At 60.0% G+C, this 19,389-nt stretch carries 17 protein-coding genes; 10 read left to right on the forward strand and 7 right to left on the reverse strand.

Annotated elements, in window-relative coordinates:
• The first annotated feature begins 86 nt into the window (after positions 1 to 86).
• Together BLL42_RS26080 and BLL42_RS26085 are read left to right on the forward strand one after the other, a co-directional pair.
• Positions 87 to 1,004 (forward strand): LysR substrate-binding domain-containing protein, encoded by a 918-nt coding sequence (locus BLL42_RS26080; RefSeq protein WP_071555443.1) that lies wholly within the window; start codon positions 87 to 89, stop codon positions 1,002 to 1,004.
• Between the two features lie 232 nt (positions 1,005 to 1,236).
• Positions 1,237 to 1,551 (forward strand): DUF3303 domain-containing protein, encoded by a 315-nt coding sequence (locus BLL42_RS26085; RefSeq protein ID WP_071555444.1) that lies wholly within the window; start codon positions 1,237 to 1,239, stop codon positions 1,549 to 1,551.
• 13 nt (positions 1,552 to 1,564) lie between these two features.
• Here the strand turns inward: BLL42_RS26085 and BLL42_RS26090 are convergent, their stop codons facing one another.
• Positions 1,565 to 2,437 (reverse strand): LysR substrate-binding domain-containing protein, encoded by an 873-nt coding sequence (locus BLL42_RS26090; protein WP_071555445.1) that lies wholly within the window; start codon positions 2,435 to 2,437, stop codon positions 1,565 to 1,567.
• 147 nt (positions 2,438 to 2,584) lie between these two features.
• Between BLL42_RS26090 and BLL42_RS26095 the strand changes: the two genes are divergently transcribed.
• The 6 genes from BLL42_RS26095 to BLL42_RS26120 all read left to right on the forward strand — a co-directional run bounded on the left by BLL42_RS26095 (position 2,585) and on the right by BLL42_RS26120 (position 9,475).
• Positions 2,585 to 3,637 carry an agmatine deiminase family protein gene (locus BLL42_RS26095; RefSeq protein ID WP_071555860.1) on the forward strand — a complete coding sequence of 351 codons (1,053 nt, stop codon included), beginning with the start codon at positions 2,585 to 2,587 and terminating at the stop codon, positions 3,635 to 3,637.
• A gap of 4 nt (positions 3,638 to 3,641) precedes the next feature.
• The gene (gene aguB, locus BLL42_RS26100) at positions 3,642 to 4,550 is read left to right on the forward strand and encodes an N-carbamoylputrescine amidase (protein ID WP_071555446.1); all 909 of its coding nucleotides are present in this window, start codon (positions 3,642 to 3,644) and stop codon (positions 4,548 to 4,550) included.
• 1 nt (position 4,551) lies between these two features.
• Complete coding sequence (locus BLL42_RS26105) at positions 4,552 to 5,652, forward strand: extracellular solute-binding protein (protein ID WP_071555447.1); 1,101 nt, start codon at positions 4,552 to 4,554, stop codon at positions 5,650 to 5,652.
• A 104-nt stretch (positions 5,653 to 5,756) separates the two neighbouring features.
• Positions 5,757 to 6,881: an agmatine deiminase family protein gene (locus tag BLL42_RS26110; protein ID WP_071555448.1), complete on the forward strand. Its 1,125-nt coding sequence runs from the start codon at positions 5,757 to 5,759 to the stop codon at positions 6,879 to 6,881.
• A gap of 154 nt (positions 6,882 to 7,035) precedes the next feature.
• Positions 7,036 to 8,337 carry an NAD(P)/FAD-dependent oxidoreductase gene (locus tag BLL42_RS26115; protein ID WP_071555449.1) on the forward strand — a complete coding sequence of 434 codons (1,302 nt, stop codon included), beginning with the start codon at positions 7,036 to 7,038 and terminating at the stop codon, positions 8,335 to 8,337.
• Positions 8,338 to 8,386: 49 nt separating this feature from the next.
• The gene (locus BLL42_RS26120; RefSeq protein WP_071555450.1) at positions 8,387 to 9,475 is read left to right on the forward strand and encodes a polyamine ABC transporter substrate-binding protein; all 1,089 of its coding nucleotides are present in this window, start codon (positions 8,387 to 8,389) and stop codon (positions 9,473 to 9,475) included.
• Positions 9,476 to 9,576: 101 nt separating this feature from the next.
• On the opposite strand, the gene BLL42_RS26125 is transcribed toward BLL42_RS26120, so the two are convergent.
• On the reverse strand, positions 9,577 to 10,470 hold the full coding sequence (locus tag BLL42_RS26125) for a LysR family transcriptional regulator (RefSeq protein WP_071555451.1): 894 nt from the start codon (positions 10,468 to 10,470) through the stop codon (positions 9,577 to 9,579).
• A 176-nt stretch (positions 10,471 to 10,646) separates the two neighbouring features.
• On the opposite strand from BLL42_RS26125, the gene BLL42_RS26130 reads away from it, so the two are divergent.
• Complete coding sequence (locus BLL42_RS26130; RefSeq protein ID WP_071555452.1) at positions 10,647 to 11,291, forward strand: hydrolase; 645 nt, start codon at positions 10,647 to 10,649, stop codon at positions 11,289 to 11,291.
• Positions 11,292 to 11,370: 79 nt separating this feature from the next.
• Positions 11,371 to 11,973 (forward strand): antibiotic biosynthesis monooxygenase, encoded by a 603-nt coding sequence (locus tag BLL42_RS26135; RefSeq protein ID WP_071555453.1) that lies wholly within the window; start codon positions 11,371 to 11,373, stop codon positions 11,971 to 11,973.
• An 8-nt stretch (positions 11,974 to 11,981) separates the two neighbouring features.
• Here the strand turns inward: BLL42_RS26135 and BLL42_RS26140 are convergent, their stop codons facing one another.
• From BLL42_RS26140 to mgtA, 5 genes are all read right to left on the reverse strand, one after another.
• Positions 11,982 to 13,907, reverse strand: a complete 1,926-nt coding sequence (locus BLL42_RS26140; protein WP_071555454.1) for a DNA topoisomerase III — start codon at positions 13,905 to 13,907, stop codon at positions 11,982 to 11,984.
• Between the two features lie 97 nt (positions 13,908 to 14,004).
• Positions 14,005 to 14,358, reverse strand: coding sequence for a DUF2493 domain-containing protein (locus BLL42_RS26145; RefSeq protein ID WP_071555455.1), 354 nt, complete (start codon positions 14,356 to 14,358; stop codon positions 14,005 to 14,007).
• On the reverse strand, positions 14,346 to 16,040 hold the full coding sequence (locus BLL42_RS26150; RefSeq protein ID WP_071555456.1) for a Na/Pi cotransporter family protein: 1,695 nt from the start codon (positions 16,038 to 16,040) through the stop codon (positions 14,346 to 14,348). Before BLL42_RS26150 ends, BLL42_RS26145 begins: the two co-directional genes overlap by 13 nt.
• Before the next feature lie 28 nt (positions 16,041 to 16,068).
• Positions 16,069 to 16,278: a hypothetical protein gene (locus tag BLL42_RS26155; protein WP_071555457.1), complete on the reverse strand. Its 210-nt coding sequence runs from the start codon at positions 16,276 to 16,278 to the stop codon at positions 16,069 to 16,071.
• A 112-nt stretch (positions 16,279 to 16,390) separates the two neighbouring features.
• Complete coding sequence (gene mgtA, locus BLL42_RS26160) at positions 16,391 to 19,105, reverse strand: magnesium-translocating P-type ATPase (protein ID WP_071555458.1); 2,715 nt, start codon at positions 19,103 to 19,105, stop codon at positions 16,391 to 16,393.
• Positions 19,106 to 19,389 lie beyond the last annotated feature (284 nt).

Consider the following 19,389-nt stretch of genomic DNA (forward strand, 5'->3'; position numbering starts at 1 on the left):
GCAGCGCATCTCATAAGCTACAAATATGAAATTCCTTTGGTCCCATCGGATTTTTATATAGAGTCAGATGCTTTGGATGCCCCCTCATGGACCTTCGCCAGTTGCGGTATTTCATCAAGGTGGTTGAGTGCGGCACTATCACCCGCGCCAGTGAAGCACTGCATATCGCGCAGCCCGCGATCAGCCAGCAGATGCGCAATCTGGAGCGGGATATGGACACGCAATTGCTCGAGCGCAGCGTGCAGGGCGTGGTGCCCACCGCGGCCGGGCAGACGCTGTACCGGCATGCCATCGAGCTGCTGCGCCAGGCCGACGGCACCCGCGAACTGCTGCGTCAGGACGCCGAATTCCCGCAGGGCAAGGTCTCGGTCGGCATGCCATCGAGTACGGCGCGTATGTTGGCGATTCCGCTCGCACGCACCATCCGCAGTCGCTATCCGGGTATCAAGCTGGAATTGATCGATGCCCCGAGCGCCCAGCTGGGCGGCCTGATCACGGTCGGGCGGGTTGCGCTCGCGGTGAATGTCGATGTGGTCGAAACCCGTGGGATGATCTCGCAGCGACTGCTCACCGAAACGCTGTACCTGATTGCGTGGCCGGAATTTTCGTTACCCGATGGGCCGGTGACGATCGACGCCCTGGCGAAGATGCCGCTGGTGCTGCCCTGTGCACCGAACACGATTCGCAGCCGAGTCGAGTCGGCATTGCAGGAGGCCGGACTGCACTGTGAGGTTGAGTTCGAAGCCAACTCCACGGACGTGTTGTTCTCAGCCGTTCTGGCAAAGCTGGGCGTCACGATCCTGCCGTGGGCGGCCGCCCATGTTGAACTGGATCAACACAAGCTCAAGCTGGCGAGGATCGATCATCGGCTGTTCACGCGCGAGCTGTCGCTGTGCTGGCCTGACACGGCCGTGCAGAGCAACGCGGTACAAAAGGTCAAGGCGACCATATTTGAACTGTTCGAGGCGTTTGGCCGCCACCCGGGGTGGGCGGACGGACAATGACCCGCCTGTTCGGAAAGTGGCTGCAGTCAGGATCAGGCTGATGAGCGAGGTCATCGCCGCTTGCTCATCAACGACTGGGGGAAGGTGACCCTTTGCCGCCCAGGTGTGCCTGTCTTGAATGGCATTGCCCTGCATCGAGAACTATCCTTGCCTCTACTGAAACCCGCACGCAAACGGGATAGCTGTCATAGCGCATAACCGCCTTGTATCCCCGCAATAAAGGAGGATGGCAATGAAGTACATGATCAGCTGGTTCGAACGACCACAAGGTTCGCCTGCGGAGTACGAGAGTGCGCAGAAACGGATCCTTGAAGTGTTCGGTCAATGGAAAGCACCGGACAATTTCAAGATCGAGGTGTTTGTTGTGCGTGTGGGTGAGTGGGGTGGACACATGTTGGTGGACTGCGACGATCCGCTGGCGGTTCACAAGGTTTGCTCGACGTTTCCTGCGTTTGAATTCCAGGCGCGCCCTGTGATTGCCGTCGAGGACGCGGTCCGGGTCGAACTCGAAGCCATTGCCTGGCGCGATGGACTGAAACGCCAGTGATCGTTGCCATTGTCTAAGTTACCGGGCTGCCTGCTGCCAGGTTGCTCAGTAACCACTCACTGAAGCTCCGCGCCAGCGGGTTGTTCTCACTGTCACGATGGGTCAGCAAGGCCCAGTTGGGGCCGCGAATGGTGTCCTCGACCAAGGGTTGCAACAGCCCATTGGCGCGCGCTTGCCGACTCAACAATTGGCTGACCAAGGCGATGCCGAGCCCTGCACACGCGGCGTCCAGCAGCAGGCCGGGGTCGGAGAAGTTCAGCCCCTGATCCTTCTGGCCTACATCAATGCCAGCCTCCACCGCCCAGTGACTCCAGTCCATTTCCCGCTCACCGTGAAGGGTTGTGCGCTGTTCGCTGGGCACCGCCAACAGGCTCGGGTGGCAAGCCGGGTAAAGGCGGTCAGCGTGCAGCACCTTGAAACTGCATTCGGCCTGGGAGCTGATGTCGTCTCGCACAGCGAGGTCGATGGTCTGGCTCGTCATGTCCGGGACTTCATCGGTACTGAATATCCAGAGATCAACTTCCGGATGCTGGCGGCGGAAATCTTCCAGGCGTGGCAGTAACCAGTGACGGGCGAACGTTGGGGTGGTGTTGAGTACGAGTTGGTTGGGTTTGTGGTACTGCCCAAGGCGGCGAATTCCGACGGCGAGTTGCTGTAGCAGTGCCTGGGTGGTGCTGAGTAAGTCGTGACCGGCATCGGTCAGGCTGACGCTGCGTCCACTGCGAAAGAACAAGGGTTGTTCCAGGTACGCCTCCAGGCTGCGAATCTGCTGGCTGATCGCCGATTGGGTGAGGTGCAGCTCTTCGGCGGCCTTGTGGAAGCTGCCTAGTCGGGCGGCAGCTTCAAAGCCACGAAGGGTGCCGAGAGGCGGCCAGTGCTTGAGCATACTGATAAGTTCCTCTAATCATTTATCTACAAAATCCATCGTTTGTTTGCCTGTTTTTGCGGACGTAGCATGCATGCCAAGACCACGTAGGCAGTTTTAGTGAACACAATAACTTAACTAAAAGGGCTTTTTATCATGCAGCACGTCATGCAGCAGAGTGAAATTCGGAACAGCGGTTGGTGGATGCCGGCGGAATGGGTCAGGCACGCAGCGACCTGGATGGTTTGGCCGCACAACAAGGCACTCTGGGAGTCGGGTTGGGGGGTCACATTGGCGCTGGTGCAAGAGGATTTCGCTCGCGTGGCCAACGCCATTGCCCGTTTTGAACCGGTGAAAATGGTTGTTGACCCTTCTGCTGTAGCGAGTGCCCAAGCGTTGTGTGGGCCAAACATTGAACTGATCGAGCTGGCGGTGAACGACAGCTGGTGCCGGGACTCCGGCCCGAGCTTTGTCTGCCATCCGCAACTGGGCCTGGCCGGTGTGAGCTGGCGCTTCAATGCGTGGGGCGGCAAGTCAGCCCATGACCTGGACGAAAGCCTGGCTCGCCGCGCACTCAATCACTTGGGGCTGAAGTGCTTTGCCCCCTCGCTGAGCAACGAAGGCGGTGCCATTCATGTGGACGGCGAAGGTACGTTGATCACCACTGAGTCGGTATTGCTCAACCCCAATCGCAACCCAGGCATGAACAAGGCTGAGATGGAGGAGATCTTCACTCGCCTGTTAGGCGTGAAGAAGACCGTCTGGCTGCCGGGCGATCCAGACTATGTGACTGGCGACATGACCGACGGCCATGTCGATGGCGTGTGCGCTTTCGCCCGCCCTGGCGTGCTGCTGGTGGACGCCACTCACGACAAGAACTCGGTGTATGCCGAGGTGGTACGAGAAAACCGTCGTGCTTTGGAGCTGGCAACCGATGCCCAAGGTCGACCGTTTGAGCTGATCGAGTTGTATGAAGCCACCGATGCAGTGGACACCGAGGCTGAGGTGTTCTGTGCCTCCTACACCAACTTCTACATCGCCAACAACGCCATCATCATGCCGGCCTACGGCATCGATGCCGACAATGCGGCTGCCGAAGTGTTGGGTCAGGCGTTCCCCGGGCGTGAGGTGGTGCCGGTGCGGATCAATCATCTGGCCCATGGCGGCGGCGGTGTGCATTGCATCACCCAGCAACAGCCCGCCTGGCCAGTGGAGGGTTGATGCCATGACCCTGTTGACGATTGCCACCACCCAGATGCCCTGCACCTGGGACTTGCAACAGAACCTCGATCAGGCCGAGCAATGGGTACGTGAGGCGGCGGCGAAGGGCGCCCAGGTCATCCTGTTGCAGGAGCTGTTTGCCACACCGTATTTCTGTATCGAGCAAAGTCATAAACACTTGGCGCTGGCCGAAGAATATCAAGACAGCCGTGTACTCAAGCGTTTTGCCGCGCTGGCCAAGGAGTTGGGAGTGGTGCTGCCGCTGAGCTGGTTCGAGAAGGCGGGCAATGCCTACTTCAACTCGTTGAGCGTGGCCGATGCTGATGGGCAACTGCTGGGGGTGTATCGCAAGACGCATATACCCAACGCCATCGGTTATCAGGAGAAGGAATACTTCAGCCCTGGCGATACCGGCTTTCGGGTCTGGGACACGGCTTTTGGGCGCATCGGTGTGGGCATCTGTTGGGATCAGTGGTTCCCCGAGACCGCACGCTGCCTGGCGTTGATGGGCGCCGAAGTCTTGCTGTTTCCCACCGCCATTGGCTCTGAACCCGGCTGCGCAGCACTGGATTCACGTGACCACTGGCAGATGACCATGCGCGGCCATGCGGCCGCAAACCTCCTGCCGGTGGTGGCCGCCAACCGCATCGGCCGAGAAGTGGCGACCACCGATCCAACCCTGCAGATGAACTTCTACGGCTCGTCCTTTATCTGCAACCACAAGGGCAAGCTCCTCGCCGAAGCTGACCGCGACAGCTGTGGTGTGCTGGTACACAGCCTGGACTTGTCCGCCATGCGCGAAGAGCGCCTGACCTGGGGCATCTACCGCGACCGCCGTCCAGACATGTACGGGGCGCTGTTAAGCCAGGATGGTCGTCACATTAATGCTCGTTGGAATACTCAAGGGGTTTGACATGAACGTTACCAAAAAACTATTGCTCTGCTCCTTGGGGTTGGCGCTAAGCGGTGCCCTGTCGTCGGTGCAAGCGGAGGAAAAGACCCTGAGGTTGTACAACTGGGCCGATTACTTCGCCGAGGACACCCTGTCCAGGTTCACCGCCGAAACCGGGATCAAGGTGATCTACGACGTCATGGATGGCAGTGAGACGCTGGAAGCCAAGATGATGGCCGGCGGCAGTGGTTATGACCTGATCTTTCCGGGCGACACCGTTGGCGAGCGCCTGATGCGTGCCGGCAGCCTGCAGCCACTGGACAAGTCAAAGCTCACCGCCCTGGATGACATCGAGCCAGGTCTGCAGAAACTACGGACGCATTATCTCTATTCGAGCAAGGCCACCGTACCCTACACGTGGGGCACCATCGGCCTGACCTACAACGCCGAGCAGATTAACCAGCGCATGCCAGGTGCGCCGGTGAATAGCCTGGACTTGCTGTTCAAACCGGAACTGGCCGCCAAATTTGCGGACTGCGGCATCTCCCTGATCGATTCGCCGGACGAAGTGCTGGCGGTCGCGCTCAACTACCTCGGCCGTGAGCCGCGCAGCGCCAAGCCGGAGGACCTGGAAGCGGCCAGTGAGCTTTTGCTCAAACTACGGCCGTACATCCGCAAATTCCAGTCACAACCGGTGACCGATCTGGTTAACGGCAACCTGTGCCTGTCGCTCGGTTACAGCGGGGATATGACGCAGGCACAACGGGCTGCAGATGCCGCAGGCAAGAAAACCACGTTCCGGTATCACATCCCGCGCGAGGGCACCACGGTGTGGATGGACACCATGGCGATCCCCGTCGACGCCAAGCATCCAGAATACGCCTATGCGTTCATCAACTTCGTCATGCGCCCGGAGAACATGGCAGCCATCAGTAACTTCACCGGTTACCCTACCTCCAACGCCAAGGCACGTCCGAGCGTCGATTCAATGATGCGTAACAACCCGGATATCTACCTCGATGAGGCCACTTACGAACGACTGATCCCGGGCAAAGACATTCCCCAGGCTGATATGCGTGCGCGCATGCGTGCCTGGACCAAGTTCAAGACAGCCGCTAAATGACGGCAAGCCGATCTCCAGAGGGTCGGCGTTGCCCCAGATGGAAAAATTGGCGGCTGCAGGCGCAGTCCGCCAAGACAAAGCCCGACAGGAACAGAGAGGTACAGATGTCGACACGTCGTGAATTCATCAAGCAGGTATCGGTCGTTGCCAGTCTGGGCGCAGCCACGTCCATGGGGCTGGGCCTCAATGCGTCCCGGGTGCAGGCAGCCATCAAAGGCCGCTGGCATATGCCGGATGAGGGCGACAAACACCAGCAGGCCTTTATCGCCTTTGGGGCACAGGAGGCCATCCACGAGGACTTCACGCCTTACGTGCAAGATGCCTTGGGCCGAATCGCCCGCACCATCGCCAACTATGAGCCGGTCACCGTGTTCTGCCGTGAGAGCGAGCGGGATCTGGCTGAAGAAAAATGCGGTACGAGCAACATCACCTTGGTTGTCACGGAGCTGGACGATATCTGGATGCGCGATATCGGGGCCAACTTCGTCATCGATGGAGAAGGTGGGCTCGGCGCCGTGGATTTCAACTTCAACGGCTGGGGCAACAAACAGCAGCATGCCGATGACGCGCAGCTGGCCGCTTTGGCCGCCCGGACAACGGGTGCCAGCTATATCCGCAGCCAACTGGTTGGCGAGGGTGGCGGTATCGAAGTGGATGGCCACGGCACGGGGATCATGACCGAAAGTAGCTGGATCAATACCAACCGCAATCCCGGTTGGAGCAAGGCAGACGTAGAGGAAGAACTGAAGAACAGGCTTGGCTTGCGAAAAATCATCTGGCTGCCTGGAATCAAAGGCAAGGACATCACCGATGCCCATGTCGACTTCTACGCCCGCTTTGTCAAACCTGGGGTACTGATCGCCAACCTCGACAACGACCCTGAGTCTTATGACCATAAAGTGACGCTTGCCCATTTGGACATTCTCAAGAATGCCACTGATGCCGATGGCCACCCGCTGCAAGTGCACACCGTATCGCCTCCGCTCAATCCACGAACGAGTATGTTCAGCAAAAGCAATCCAGACTTCGCCGCGGGCTATATCAACTACTTCGTGATCAATGGTGCGGTCATTGCGCCCGAGTTTGGTGACAAAGCGGCAGATACGAAAGCCTTTGATCTGTTGTCTGAGCTCTACCCGGACCGAGAGGTGGTGCAGCTCAATATCGACGCAATCTCCGCCGGTGGTGGCGGTATCCACTGTGTGACCAGTCACCAACCTTTGGCTTAGCCTGAAGGTATTTATTTATGCGTTTTTCGAATAGCTGGATGAATTAATAACGTTCGAAACCTGGCACTGATCCTCTTAAATTGTAGGCATGTAGCGCGGTCAGAGTGATGACAAAGATGCTCTGCGCGCATGGATCGTGAAGGAGTGGCAGGCATTGAACAATGTATGTGGCTGGATCGCCCTGGCGGGTGAATCGCCCCAGCGGCCGAAGCTGACAGGCTCGCAGAAAACCGACTGGCTGATTATCGGTGGTGGCATTACCGGCCTTTCGGCCGCCCACAGTCTGGCGCAGATGTTTCCCCAGCAGCGCATCGTGCTGCTCGACCGCCAACGTGTGGCTCAGGGGGCTTCGGCGCGTAATTCGGGGTTTGTCGTCAGCCATGAATTGCCGGGGCTCGACGAACTGATCGGCCAGCCCGGCCATGATGCCTATCAGCTCGCTTCGCGCATTGGCGTCGCTGCAGGCAAAGAGGTGCGCCAGCGCATTGCCGAGCTCGACATCAAGTGCGAATTCAGCGAAGCCGGCTACCACTTTGCGGTCCACCAGCCGCAGCGGCTGGATCACAGCGAGCAGTGTGTCGCTACCCTCAACGCCGCCGGTGCCAGCGCCTCAAGCCTGGAGGGCAAAGCCTTGCAGCAGCGACTGGGGAGCCGCTTCTACCAGCGGGCGATCCACTGCGCTGGCGGCAATGGCTTGTTGCAGCCGGCCAAGTACGTCAAAGGTCTGTTGGACCGGTTGCCGGCTCAGGTCGAGGTTTACGAGAACAGCAGCGTCGATGACCTGCAACCGATCGCCGGCAAGGGTTGGCGGGCGCGGACCGCTGAGGGTGAAGTCGAGGCCGCGCAAGTGCTGGTCTGCGTGGGGGCCTTTCTGCCCCGGGTCGGCCTGCATCGCAGTGGCACCTTCGCCCTGGAACTGAGCGCCAGCATCACTCGGCCCCTGACCGGTGAGCCTTGGCAAACGCTCTTCGACGACCAGGGCTGGGGCGTGCTCTCGACCTTGCCGGGTGGGGCAACGGTGCGCCTGCTGCCGGGTCGCCGCCTGTTGATCCGCAATACCGTCGAATATCGCCAGCGCGACCTTAACGGGTCCGACCTTGCAGCGCGTCAGCACCAGCACCTGCTGGGTTTGCAGAAACGCTTTCCCGGTATCACGGCGACAGATCTGCAGCACACCTGGACCGGGCACCTGAGCGCTACCCGTTCCGGCGAACCGTATTTCAGTCGCATCGCCGAGCGCCTGCACGGGGTGGCCGGCTGCAATGGCTCCGGGGTCGCGCGCGGCACCCTGTGGGGGCGGCTGCTGGCGGAAATGGCCGCTGGCAGCGACTCCCCGGTGTTGCGCGATGTCCTTGCCCAGGCCCGGCCCGGCTACCTGCCGCCTCGGCCGTTATTCGACATCGGTGCGACATTGCGTATGGGCTGGGAAGTCCGGCGCGCCCGACACGAACGTTAACCGCCGCAGCGAGGTTCGCTGCACTATTACAACAAGAGAGGTCGGCACCATGATCAATCGCACAACCACGGCACTGTTAACCCTGGCGTTGTCTGCAGGTGCAGTGCAGGCGGCAGACTCCGTCAGCATTGCCAACTGGAGTGACTACATCGCTCCCGACACCCTGACCAACTTCACTCGTCAGACCGGGATCAAGACCACTTACGATGTCATCGACAGCAACGAAACCACCGAGGCCAAGCTGATGACTGGTGGCAGCGGTTATGACGTGGTCAGCCCCTCCAACCACTTCTTGCCGCGGCTGATTCAGGCCGGGGCGATCCAGCCGCTGGACAAGAGCAAACTGCCGAACTGGAAAAATCTCGATCCCCAGTTGATGAAGACGCTCGAAGCCAGCGATCCGGGCAACCGCTACGCGATTCCGTACATGTGGGTCACGGTGGGTATTGGCTACAACGTCGACAAGATCAAGGCGATTTTCGGCGATACCGATGTGACTCAATCCTGGCAGATGCTGTTCAAGCCCGAGAACATCCAGAAGCTCAAACAGTGCGGCGTGGCTTTTCTCGATAACCCGACGCAAATGGTGCCGATCACGCTCAACGCCCTGGGTATCGATCCTCACAGCGAGCAGCCGGCTGACCTGAAGCGCGCCGAGCAGGCGTTGCAGGCCATCCGTCCGTCGATCCTGTATTTCCATTCATCCAAATACGTCAGCGACCTGGCCAACGGCAATATCTGCGTGGCCATCGGCTTCAGCGGCGACGTGTTGCAGGCGATGGCCACTGCGAAGCAGGCCAAGAATGGGGTGAACCTCGGCTACAGCATTCCCAGGGAAGGTTCCACCGTCGCCGTGGACATGGTGGCTATCCCGAAGGGCGCGCCGGACCTGGATAACGCCTACGCCTACTTGAACTACCTGCTGGACCCGCAGGTGATCGCCAACATCAGTAATGCCGTGCAATACCCCAACGGCAACGCTGCGTCGCTGCCGTACATCGAACCGCAGCTGCGCAACAATCCGGTGGCCTACCCACCGCAAGCGGTGCTCGATACCCTGTTTCCGATCAAGACCATGTCGCCCGCCGGGATGCGCCTGAGCAGCCGTCTATGGACTCAGATCAAAAGCGGAACATAACCCCGCGCCCACACAAACGCAGGTCGGCAACGCCAGCCTGCGCTTGGCCGAGGCGCTCGAAGCACCGCAGCAAGGATGCTGCCTTCAGGCTGTCATCCACTTCAACTGCGCTCTTGTGCGAGTTCCGTCACCAAGAATTCGATGAACGCCCGAGTCTTCTGCGGAACCCGACGTGCAGACGAGTAAACCGCGTTGATGGTGATCGGCGGGGCTTGCCATTCGCACAACACCGCTACCAGCCTGCCGGCCGCCAGAGCCTCTTCAACGATGAAACCTGGCAGCAAGGCGATCCCCATGCCGGCCTCGGCGGCTTGGGCCAGCAGGTCGCCATTGTTGGCATGCAGCGGGCCGGTGACGTGCACGCGCTGCGTCTCGTTGCCGTTGCTCAGTTGCAGGCTGACGCCGCTCTGCAGATAGCCATAATTCAAGCATTGGTGTGCGCTCAGGTCCTTTGGCGATTGCGGTGTGCCCGCGCGCTCAAGATAGGCCGGGGAGGCGACCATGATCCGCGGAGCGGGCGCCAACAGTCGGGCCACCAGGGAGGAGTCCGGCAGGCTCGCGATGCGGATGGTCACATCGAAGCCGCCGCGTACCGGGTCGACCTGCTGGTCACTCAGGACCAGTTGCAGCTCGATGTTCGGATGCTGCTCATGAAACAACGGGATCAGCGGGCCGAGCCGTCGCAGACCGAACGACATCGGTGCGTTGACCCGCAGCACGCCGCGTAGTTCGCCAATTCCGTTACGCGCACGTTGCTCGGCTTCGTCCACCGAAGCGATCACTTCACGCGCCGCTTCGTAGTACTCCGCGCCGGCCTCGGTCAGATGCAGGCTGCGCGTCGTGCGCTGAAGCAGTTGCACACCGATGGCCTCTTCCAGTGCCTGAATTTGTTTGCTGACTTTTGAGCGTGGCACATCCATCGCTCGGGCTGCGGCGGCAAAGCCGTTTGCGCCGACGGTGGCGACAAAAGCACGCATGCATTCGATCCGGTCCAAGACTGTCCCTATTTTGGAAATAATGATTATGAATTTTAGGTGATTGTTTCTGTTTTATCCAGAGCCTACATTAGGTTCCAAGCCGGTAGCGCACCGCCTCCAACGAGAGTACGCACCGAGCCTTGCAGTCAATCGAACTCATTCATCCAGAACACCGACATCAAAAGGAACACGCCATGTCTATCCGTGAATTGCTCAACCCAACCAACTCCGCTCTGATCCTGATCGACCACCAGCCGCAAATGTCGTTCGGCGTGCAATCGATCGACCGTCAGACCTTGAAGAACAACACCGTTGCGCTGGCCAAAGCCGCGAAGATTTTCAACGTGCCGACCATTTTGACGTCGGTCGAAACCGAAAGCTTCAGCGGCTACATCTGGCCGGAATTGCTGAGTGTGTTTCCGGATCAGCAGCCGATCGAGCGCACTTCGATGAACTCTTGGGAAGACAAGAAACTGGTGGAGGCGGTGAAGGCCACCGGTCGCAAGAAACTGATCATGGCCGCGCTCTGGACTGAAGTGTGCTTGAACTTCCCGGCGCTGGAAGCACTGGCCGAAGGCTACGAGGTGTACATCGTCACCGACGCATCGGGTGGGACCACCAAAGAAGCTCACGACATGTCGGTGCAGCGGATGATCCAGGCTGGAGCGGTGCCGGTGACCTGGCAGCAAGTGTTGCTCGAGTACCAGCGTGACTGGGCACACAAAGAGACTTACGACGCGGTGATGGACCTGGTGCGGGAACACAGTGGTGCTTACGGCATGGGCGTGGATTACGCCTACACCATGGTGCACAAGGCGCCGCAACGTCAGGTCAAGTGAGCCGCAAAAAAAATACAGAGGCTCAACGGCGCAGTTCGCTGCGCCGTCACAGCCTGGGGTCATGGTCGGAGAGTCAGTCATGAACATCGAATTGTCGGAAGGCGTAGTCACACTGCTGGTGCGCCACCGGGTCAAAAAGGGCGGGGATGAGGCGTACGAAAACTGGTTGCGTCGTACCATCGCCATGGCGCGCACATATCCAGGGCATCTGGGCATTGATGTGATGCGCGGGCAAAGCCTGGGGCTGGCTCAGTTCACCAGTGTGCTGCGCTTCGCCACGACTGAACAATTGCAGCATTGGCTTGACTCCGAGGATCGCCGCAAGCTGGTCGAAGAGGCGCAGCCATTGCTCGCCGATGGTGACCAGACCGAGGTCAATACCCACCACGAGTTCTGGTTTACCCCGGTCGATGCTGCCACGCCGTCCCCACCACCACGCTGGAAACAGGCCTGCATAACCTTTTTGGTGATCCTGCCCTTGAGCTTTCTGGTACCGATGCTGTTCAAGCCTCTGTTCGGCTGGCAGCCCTGGCTGGGCGGCTATGTGCAAGGCAATGTGCTGATCACGGCAAGCATTGTGCTGCTGGTGGTCTACGTGTTCATGCCTCGGGTGACGCACCTGTTCGGAAAGTGGCTGCAGCCGCAATCGGGCTCATGCGCGAGGTCATCGACTGAGCGGTAGAGATGCTCCTACAGTTTGGTGGCCGGTGCGGTTTTGCGTTTGGCGGTTTTACGTTTGTTTTTCCACGGTGTCGCGCGTTTGCCGGCCGGGCTCGCCGGACCGCTGATGGTCAGGCGCAGACTGGTGCAGCGGCCTACCTGCTTGCTCATCCAGGCGGCTTGTTTGGCGACGAATTCCTCAAGGCTCATCTCGCTGCTTTGCACCATGTCCAGGGCTTGTTCCCAGATCGCTGTGGTGCCGGGGTCGGCGATGGCTCGGGGCACGGCGTCGATCAGGCTGAAGGCCGGTGGTGTGGCGGCCAGGGCTTTGCCGTTCTTGGTCAGATAACCTCGATCCAGCAACCCCTGAATGATCCCGGCGCGGGTCGCCTCGGTGCCGATGCCAGTGGTGTCCTTGAGTTTTTGCTTGAGCAGCGGATCTTCCACCAATTTGGCGACGTTCTTCATCGCCTTGATCAGGTCGCCTTCGGTAAACGGCTTGGGTGGCTGGGTCCAGAGATCCTTCAGGATCACGTTGGCGATGGCGTAGTCGCACCCTTCAGCCAGTGCCGGAAGCATCTGCGGTGCCGGTGCTCCCCGTCCTTTCGCCGGCGCCAACGCTTCCGGCAGTGCGCGCTTCCAGCCTGGCTCGACGATCAGTTTGCCCACCGCACGCAATGCTTGCCCGGCGCAGTCAAAGTCAGCCTGGGTGCGGTCGTATTCATGATTGGGCAGGAACTGCGCCAGATACCGCGCACGGATCAAGGTGTAGACCGCACGGTGCTTGCCGGTCAGGCGTTCGAGGTTTTTTGCCGCAGCAGTAGGGATGATCCCGTGGTGGGCGCTGACCTTGGCGTCGTTCCAGGCCCGCGACCGGCGTTGTGGCTCAAGGTACTTGAGCAGTTCGCCGAGGCCCGGATCGGCGCGCCCAAGGGCGGCGAGAATGCCCGGTGCTTCGCTGTGCTGACTCAGCGGCAAGTAGCCACAGTCACTGCGCGGGTAAGTGATGAGCTTGTGGGTTTCGTACAGCGCCTGGGCCACATCCAGGGTTTCCTGGGCACCGAGGCCGAGTTTTTTCGAGCAGATTTCTTGCAGCGTTCCGAGGTCGAACGGCAGCGGGGCGGCTTCGCGGACCCGCTCGGTGCGCAGTTTGACCAGTCGCGCATCGGCAGCGTTGCGCATGGCCGCGGCCGCTGCCTGGGCCAGCACCTGATTCAGGCAGCGGTCATGCTCGTCACAGACATCCGATGCCGCTCGCCATTGGGCGATGAATGGGGTGTTGTCGTGCAGCAACTGCACCTCGATGGCCCAATAGGGCACCGGTACAAAGTCGGCGATGCTGCGGTCACGATCCACCACCAGACGCAAGGTCGGGGTTTGCACGCGGCCAACCGGCAGCACGCCTTGATAGCCGGACTGACGCCCGAGCAGGGTGAACAGGCGGCTCATGTTCATGCCGATCAGCCAGTCGGCGCGTGAGCGCCCGAGTGCCGAGTGATAGAGGCTAAAGGTTTCGGCGCCGGGTTTGAGCGTCGCCAGGGCCTTGCGAATCGAAGCATCGTCCAGCGCCGACAGCCACAGGCGCTTGATCGGCCCGCGATAGCGGCAATGCTCCACCAGCTCACGGGCAATCATCTCACCCTCACGGTCGGCGTCGGTGGCAATCACTAGCTCATCGGCCTCGCCGAGCAGCCGTTTGACCGCTTTGAACTGGCTGGCGGTCTTGGGTTTGACGAGCATCTTCCACTTCTCGGGAATGATCGGCAGGTCTTCCAGAACCCAGCGTTTATAGCGTGCGTCGTAGGCATCCGGCGGTGCGGTTTCCAGCAGGTGACCGATGCACCAGGTCACTGTGACGTCTGTTCCCAGCCAGCAGCCGTCGCCGCGCCGGCTGGCACCGAGCACTGCCGCAATGTCTTTGGCCTGGGAAGGTTTTTCACAGAGAAACAGCCGCATAACCACCATCAGTCATCAGGGTTTGAGAGGTGCACAGCATGCGCGGTGAGGGCGGCCGGATCAACCTTTATCTGTATGGATGTACAGTTAAGGCGGGCTAGGCCCGCTCGTCCATCAAGAGCGTTTGAATACCGGCGGTTCTGGCTTGTGCGACCAGCTCTTCGGTGTCTTCGCCGCCGGGCAGCGCAATGACGATATCGGGTCGGCTGTCGCGCAACATGAAGGTGTTACGCAGACGTTCCGCCAGTTTGCCGTGCTGTTGCCAGTTGGCGGGATAGCGCACGATGTCGGCACCGAGTTCCCGGGCCCAGTCTTCGATTTCGCCGCCGAGGAACTGATTGCCTCCGTGGATCAGCACGCGCACTTCGTTCAGGCACTGGAAGGCCTCCAGCACTCGGCGGCAGGTACGGGTATCGGCGTAATAGCGCCCGGCACAGATCAGGACGCGCATCGCAGTTCATCCTTGTCGCGGGTGGTTGCTGGATGAATATCTGCGAGGTAATTGCTCTCGATATCGCGTTCCCCGGCGCGTTCGAGCACGGGGTAGGCCAGGGCTGCGATGTGGTGATGCACGCGCCGGTAGTCGCGCAGCAACCGTTGAAAGATGTCACCGGACTCTGCCCAGGCGCTTTTGTCTTCGCGCAAGGCACGAAAGTGTGCCCGGCTGGCCAGCGCTTCCAGCCTTCTGACCGACTCCTTGCGATTGACCAGATAGTGGGCGGTTGCAAGGTCTTCTCGCAGAAACACGGTAATCGCCAGACTCAGGCTTTCCAGCAGCTCGTTGTGCAGCGGATAGAGCGTGCCCAGTTCGAAGGCCGAGAAGTTTTCGCCGCGTCGCAGTCGGCGCACCGCTAACTGCGCAAGGCTGCTGGAAAGGATGTCCGCGGCGTGTTCCAGGTTGATCACGAACATCAGGATTTCCTGCGAACGATCGGCGTCGCTGTCACTGATGCCTTCCTGGCCGATATCCGCCAGGTAGGCACGAATCGCTGCGCTCAGCAGGTCCAGGGATTGATCGATCCGCCGTACCTCATCGGCGTTGCTCTGGTCCGAGGTCTGGAACAGTTGCAGCACGCGGTTGAGCATGATCGAAAGCATGTCGGCCAACCGCAGGGCTTCGCGCGCCGCGTTGGACAAACCGATGTTCGCCACCGCAAGACCGGCTTCATCCAGATAGAGCGGCATGCCGGGGTCGACATCCTGTTCCGGTTGTCGCAACAGGCGTGTCAGCAGTTTGGCCAGCGGTTCTGTCAGGCCGATGAACACCAGCGCCAGTACCAGGTTGAAGCTGGTGTGCAGGCCGACCACTCGCAGCGCGGGTGTCAGGTCAGCCATCTGGCTGGTCTGAGCAAGCATCGGCACGAACGGCAGGAACACCAGCACACCGATGACCCGCACCAGCAGGTTGCCGACCGGCAAGCGCCGGGCCACGCTGGAACTGGCGTTGAGCACCGAGGGCAGGGCGCCACCGATGTTCACCCCGAGCACCAGTGCCATGGTGGTCACGGGCGAGAGCAGGCCGGTGCCGGCCAGCGAGGCGATCAGCAACACCACCGCGACGCTGGAATGGCAGATCCAGGTCAGCAGCATCGCCACTAGCAAGGCAATGACCATGTCGCCATCCAGGCTGTGCATGAGGGCGTGGAAGATCGGTGTGCCTTCGACCTCTCCCAGCGTCGACCCGAGCATGCGCAGCGCCAGCAGCATCAAGCCCAGGCCAATCAGCGCACAACCGACACTCTCGTAGCGTGAGTCATCGCGCAATCGGAAGACGATGAACCCTGCCAGCAGGACGATGGGCGTGACGATCGAAATATCAACGCTGAGCAACTGCACCACCAGCGTCGAGCCGATATTGGCCCCGAGCATCACCGCCAATGCAGGCGCAAGGCCCAGTGCCCCGGCGGCGGTAAAGGAGGTGGCCATCAGGCTGACGGCGGTACTGCTTTGCAAAATGCCGGTGATACCGACGCCCGACAGCAAGGCCATCCAGCGGTTATTCAGGTTTTTTCCCAGCCAGTGACGCAGCTGCGTGCCGAAGCCACGCAACAGTGCCGAAGAAATCATATGGGTGCCCCAGAGCAGTAGTGCGATGGAGCCTGCGAGGTTGATCAATAGAGTCGTTCCCGACATGAGGACTCTCCCTTTGTTGTTTCATTTTCTAACGGACCGCAAGCCGCAGGGCGGTGCGATGTATGGCACTGGAGAACCCCAGCAGGAATCTGATTTCAATGCCGCTCAACCAGCCTCTGGCATACAGCCTGACGCTGGCGCAGGTGAGCAGTGTTGCGATTCGGGTCAGGCTCATCACCAGCAGCGCCCGAAGTGCGCGTTTGGCTAGGGCCTTAAGGTATTGCGCGATGGGTTTCATGTCTGTGCTCCATGAAAACTCACAGCGTCAAGGGCGTCGAAGCGGCCCATGACGTCGCCGTTGAGTGAGGGCGCGGCCGGCGTCACTCGCCAGCCGCGCCTTGGTCAGGCCCTTAGAACCATTGCTTGAAGCGGCGGATGTAGAAGGTCTTCATCAACTGAGCGAACACGCAGTAGCTGAGCAGAGTGCCCACCAGCCATGGGAAGTACTGCCATGGCAGCGGTTGCAGGCCGACCAGCGTGCCGAGTGGCGAGAACGGGATGTAGATGCCCAGCACCATCACCAGCCCGGTCATCAGGATCACCGGCAATGCTGCGGTGCTCTGGAAGAACGGAATCTTCTGGGTCCGCAGCATGTGCACTACCAGCGTCTGCGACAGCAAGCCTTCGATGAACCAGCCCGACTGGAACAGGGTCTGCATTTCGACGCTGTTGGCCGAGAACACGTACCACATCAGCGCGAAGGTGGTGATGTCGAAGATCGACGATGTCGGCCCGATCCACAGCATGAAGCGCCCGATGTTTTTGGCGTCCCACTTGCGCGGCTTGCGCAGGTATTCCTTGTCCATCTTGTCCCACGGCAGCGCCAACTGAGAGATGTCGTACATCAGGTTTTGCAGCAGCAGGTGCATCGCCAGCATCGGCAGGAACGGGATGAAGGCACTGGCCACCAATACCGAAAAGACGTTGCCGAAGTTCGAACTGGCGGTCATGTTCAGGTACTTCATGATGTTGCCGAAGGTCTCGCGCCCTTTGATCACGCCTTCTTCGAGCACCATCAGGCTCTTTTCCAGCAGGATGATATCGGCCGATTCCTTGGCGATATCGGTGCCGCTGTCGACCGAAATGCCGACGTCGGCGTCACGCAGGGCAGGGGCGTCGTTGATGCCGTCGCCGAGGAAGCCAACGGTGTGGCCGTTCGACTGCAACGCCTTGAGTACCCGGGATTTCTGCAGCGGCGTGAGCTTGGCAAACACCGTACGCTCTTCAACCCGCAGCTTGAGGGTCGACTCGTCCATCTTCTCGATGTCTTGCCCGAGCAGCGGCGTGCCAGGCTCCAGGCCGACTTCGCGGCAGATCTTGCAGGTGACCACGGCGTTGTCGCCGGTCAGCACCTTGACGCTCACGCCCATGTCACGCAGCGCGGCAATCGCCGGGCCTGCGGTTTCTTTCGGCGGATCGAGGAAGGTCAGGAAACCACGGATCACCAGCTCGCGTTCGTCACTCGTCTTGTACTGGTTTTTGCTCTGGGCCTTCGGGATCTCGCGAGTGGCCACCACCAGCACCCGGAAGCCGTCTTCGTTGTACTCGTTGGCCAAGGCCAGCAGTTCTTTGCGACGCGGTTCATCCAGCGCAACGACCACACCGTTCTCGTGGATATGGCTGGAAATGTTCAGCATCTCCTCGACTGCGCCTTTGCACACCAGCAGATGATCGTCGCGGCTGTCCTTGACGATGATCGACAGGCGGCGACGGATGAAGTCGAACGGCAGCTCATCGATTTTGCTATAGGCGAACGGGATCTTGAACTTCGGGTTGCGCTCGGCGAACTGCACTACCGCCTGGTCCATCAGGTTTCTCAGACCGCTTTGGTGATGGCTGTTGAGCCACGCCAGTTCCAGGATCGAGTCATCGCGCCGGCCGTTGATGTCGACGTGGTGCTCGAGGATGATTTTGTCCTGGGTCAGGGTGCCGGTCTTGTCGGTGCACAGCACATCCATCGAACCGAAGTTCTGAATCGCGTTGAGGCGCTTGACCACGACTTTGCGTTTAGCCATCGCCATCGCGCCCTTGGCGAGGTTGGCGCTGACGATCATCGGCAGCATTTCCGGGGTCAGGCCGACCGCCACTGCGAGGGCAAACATGAGGGCATCGCCCCAATCGCCTTTGGAGAAACCATTGAGCAGGAAGACGATTGGCACCATGACCAGCATGAAACGGATCAGCAGCCAGCTGACGCTGTTCACCCCGCGGTCGAAAGCGGTCTGCACCCGCGAGCCGACAATGGCTTTGGCCAGCGAGCCAAAGTAGGTACGCGGGCCGGTGGCGACCACCACCGCTCTGGCGGTGCCACTGACCACGTTGGTACCCATGAAGCAGATGTTCGGCAGGTCCAGCAGGTTGGCCTGATCGGCTGCCGTCGTCGATGCGGACTTCTGCGCTACATTGCCCAGGGTGTCGTATTTCTCCACCGGCAACGCTTCACCGGTCAACACCGCCTGGCTGATGAACAGATCACGGGATTCGATCAAGCGGATGTCGGCCGGAATCATGTCGCCAGCGGACAGCTGAACGATGTCACCCGCCACCAGTTCACGCATCGGTACTTCGCGCAGCTGCGGTTGCATGCCCATTTGCTGGCGGCGCAGCACGGTGGCGGTGGTGCGGACCATGGCCTTGAGCGCTTCTGCCGATTTGGCCGAGCGGTGTTCCTGCCAGAATCGCAGCAGGCTGCTGAGCGACACCATGGTCATGATAATGATGACTTTGGTGAGGTCGACTTCTTCGCCCGCCTGGAGCGGGAGCCAGTAATCGGTCACGAAACTGATGCCTGCCAGTGTCAGCAGGACATAGATGAAAGGGTTGTTGAGGGCCTGGAGGAACTGGACGATGGCGTGAGGCGGCTTGTCATGGGCCACTTCGTTGAAACCTTCGCGTTGCAGGCGACCTTCGGCATCGAGCTCGGTCAGGCCGTCGGCGGAAGCTTTCACGTTGGCGAGGGTGACCGCGAGGCCGTTTTGCGCCTCACGGGCGGCGCGCATCGACAGCTTGGTGTCGTCGCTCGTGGCGCCTTGGGCGTGTTTTCTCGGGTCTTTTACAAGGGTCATTGCGTGTGCTCCTGCCGCAGTCTTGCGGCACGACACACCGGCAACTCAGCTAATTAAAGGCGAGCTAACGTATGTCGAGTCGCAAGTAAGCGATCGATTCAAGTTGTTGTGTTTTTTATGTTTTAACGTTCGCTGCATGGCCAATATCAAACGGTATGCAGCGAACCTACTACTGGCCTCGTCCATAACGAACTCCAATAAGTTTGTGTTTTAAATAGGCAATAGAAAGTTGCCGAATTCCCTATTAAGGAAAACGCTGGTTAAACCCGTTGAAGTACTTTCAG

The organism is Pseudomonas frederiksbergensis, from assembly GCF_001874645.1.
Taxonomy (GTDB): Bacteria; Pseudomonadota; Gammaproteobacteria; order Pseudomonadales; family Pseudomonadaceae; genus Aquipseudomonas; species Aquipseudomonas frederiksbergensis_B.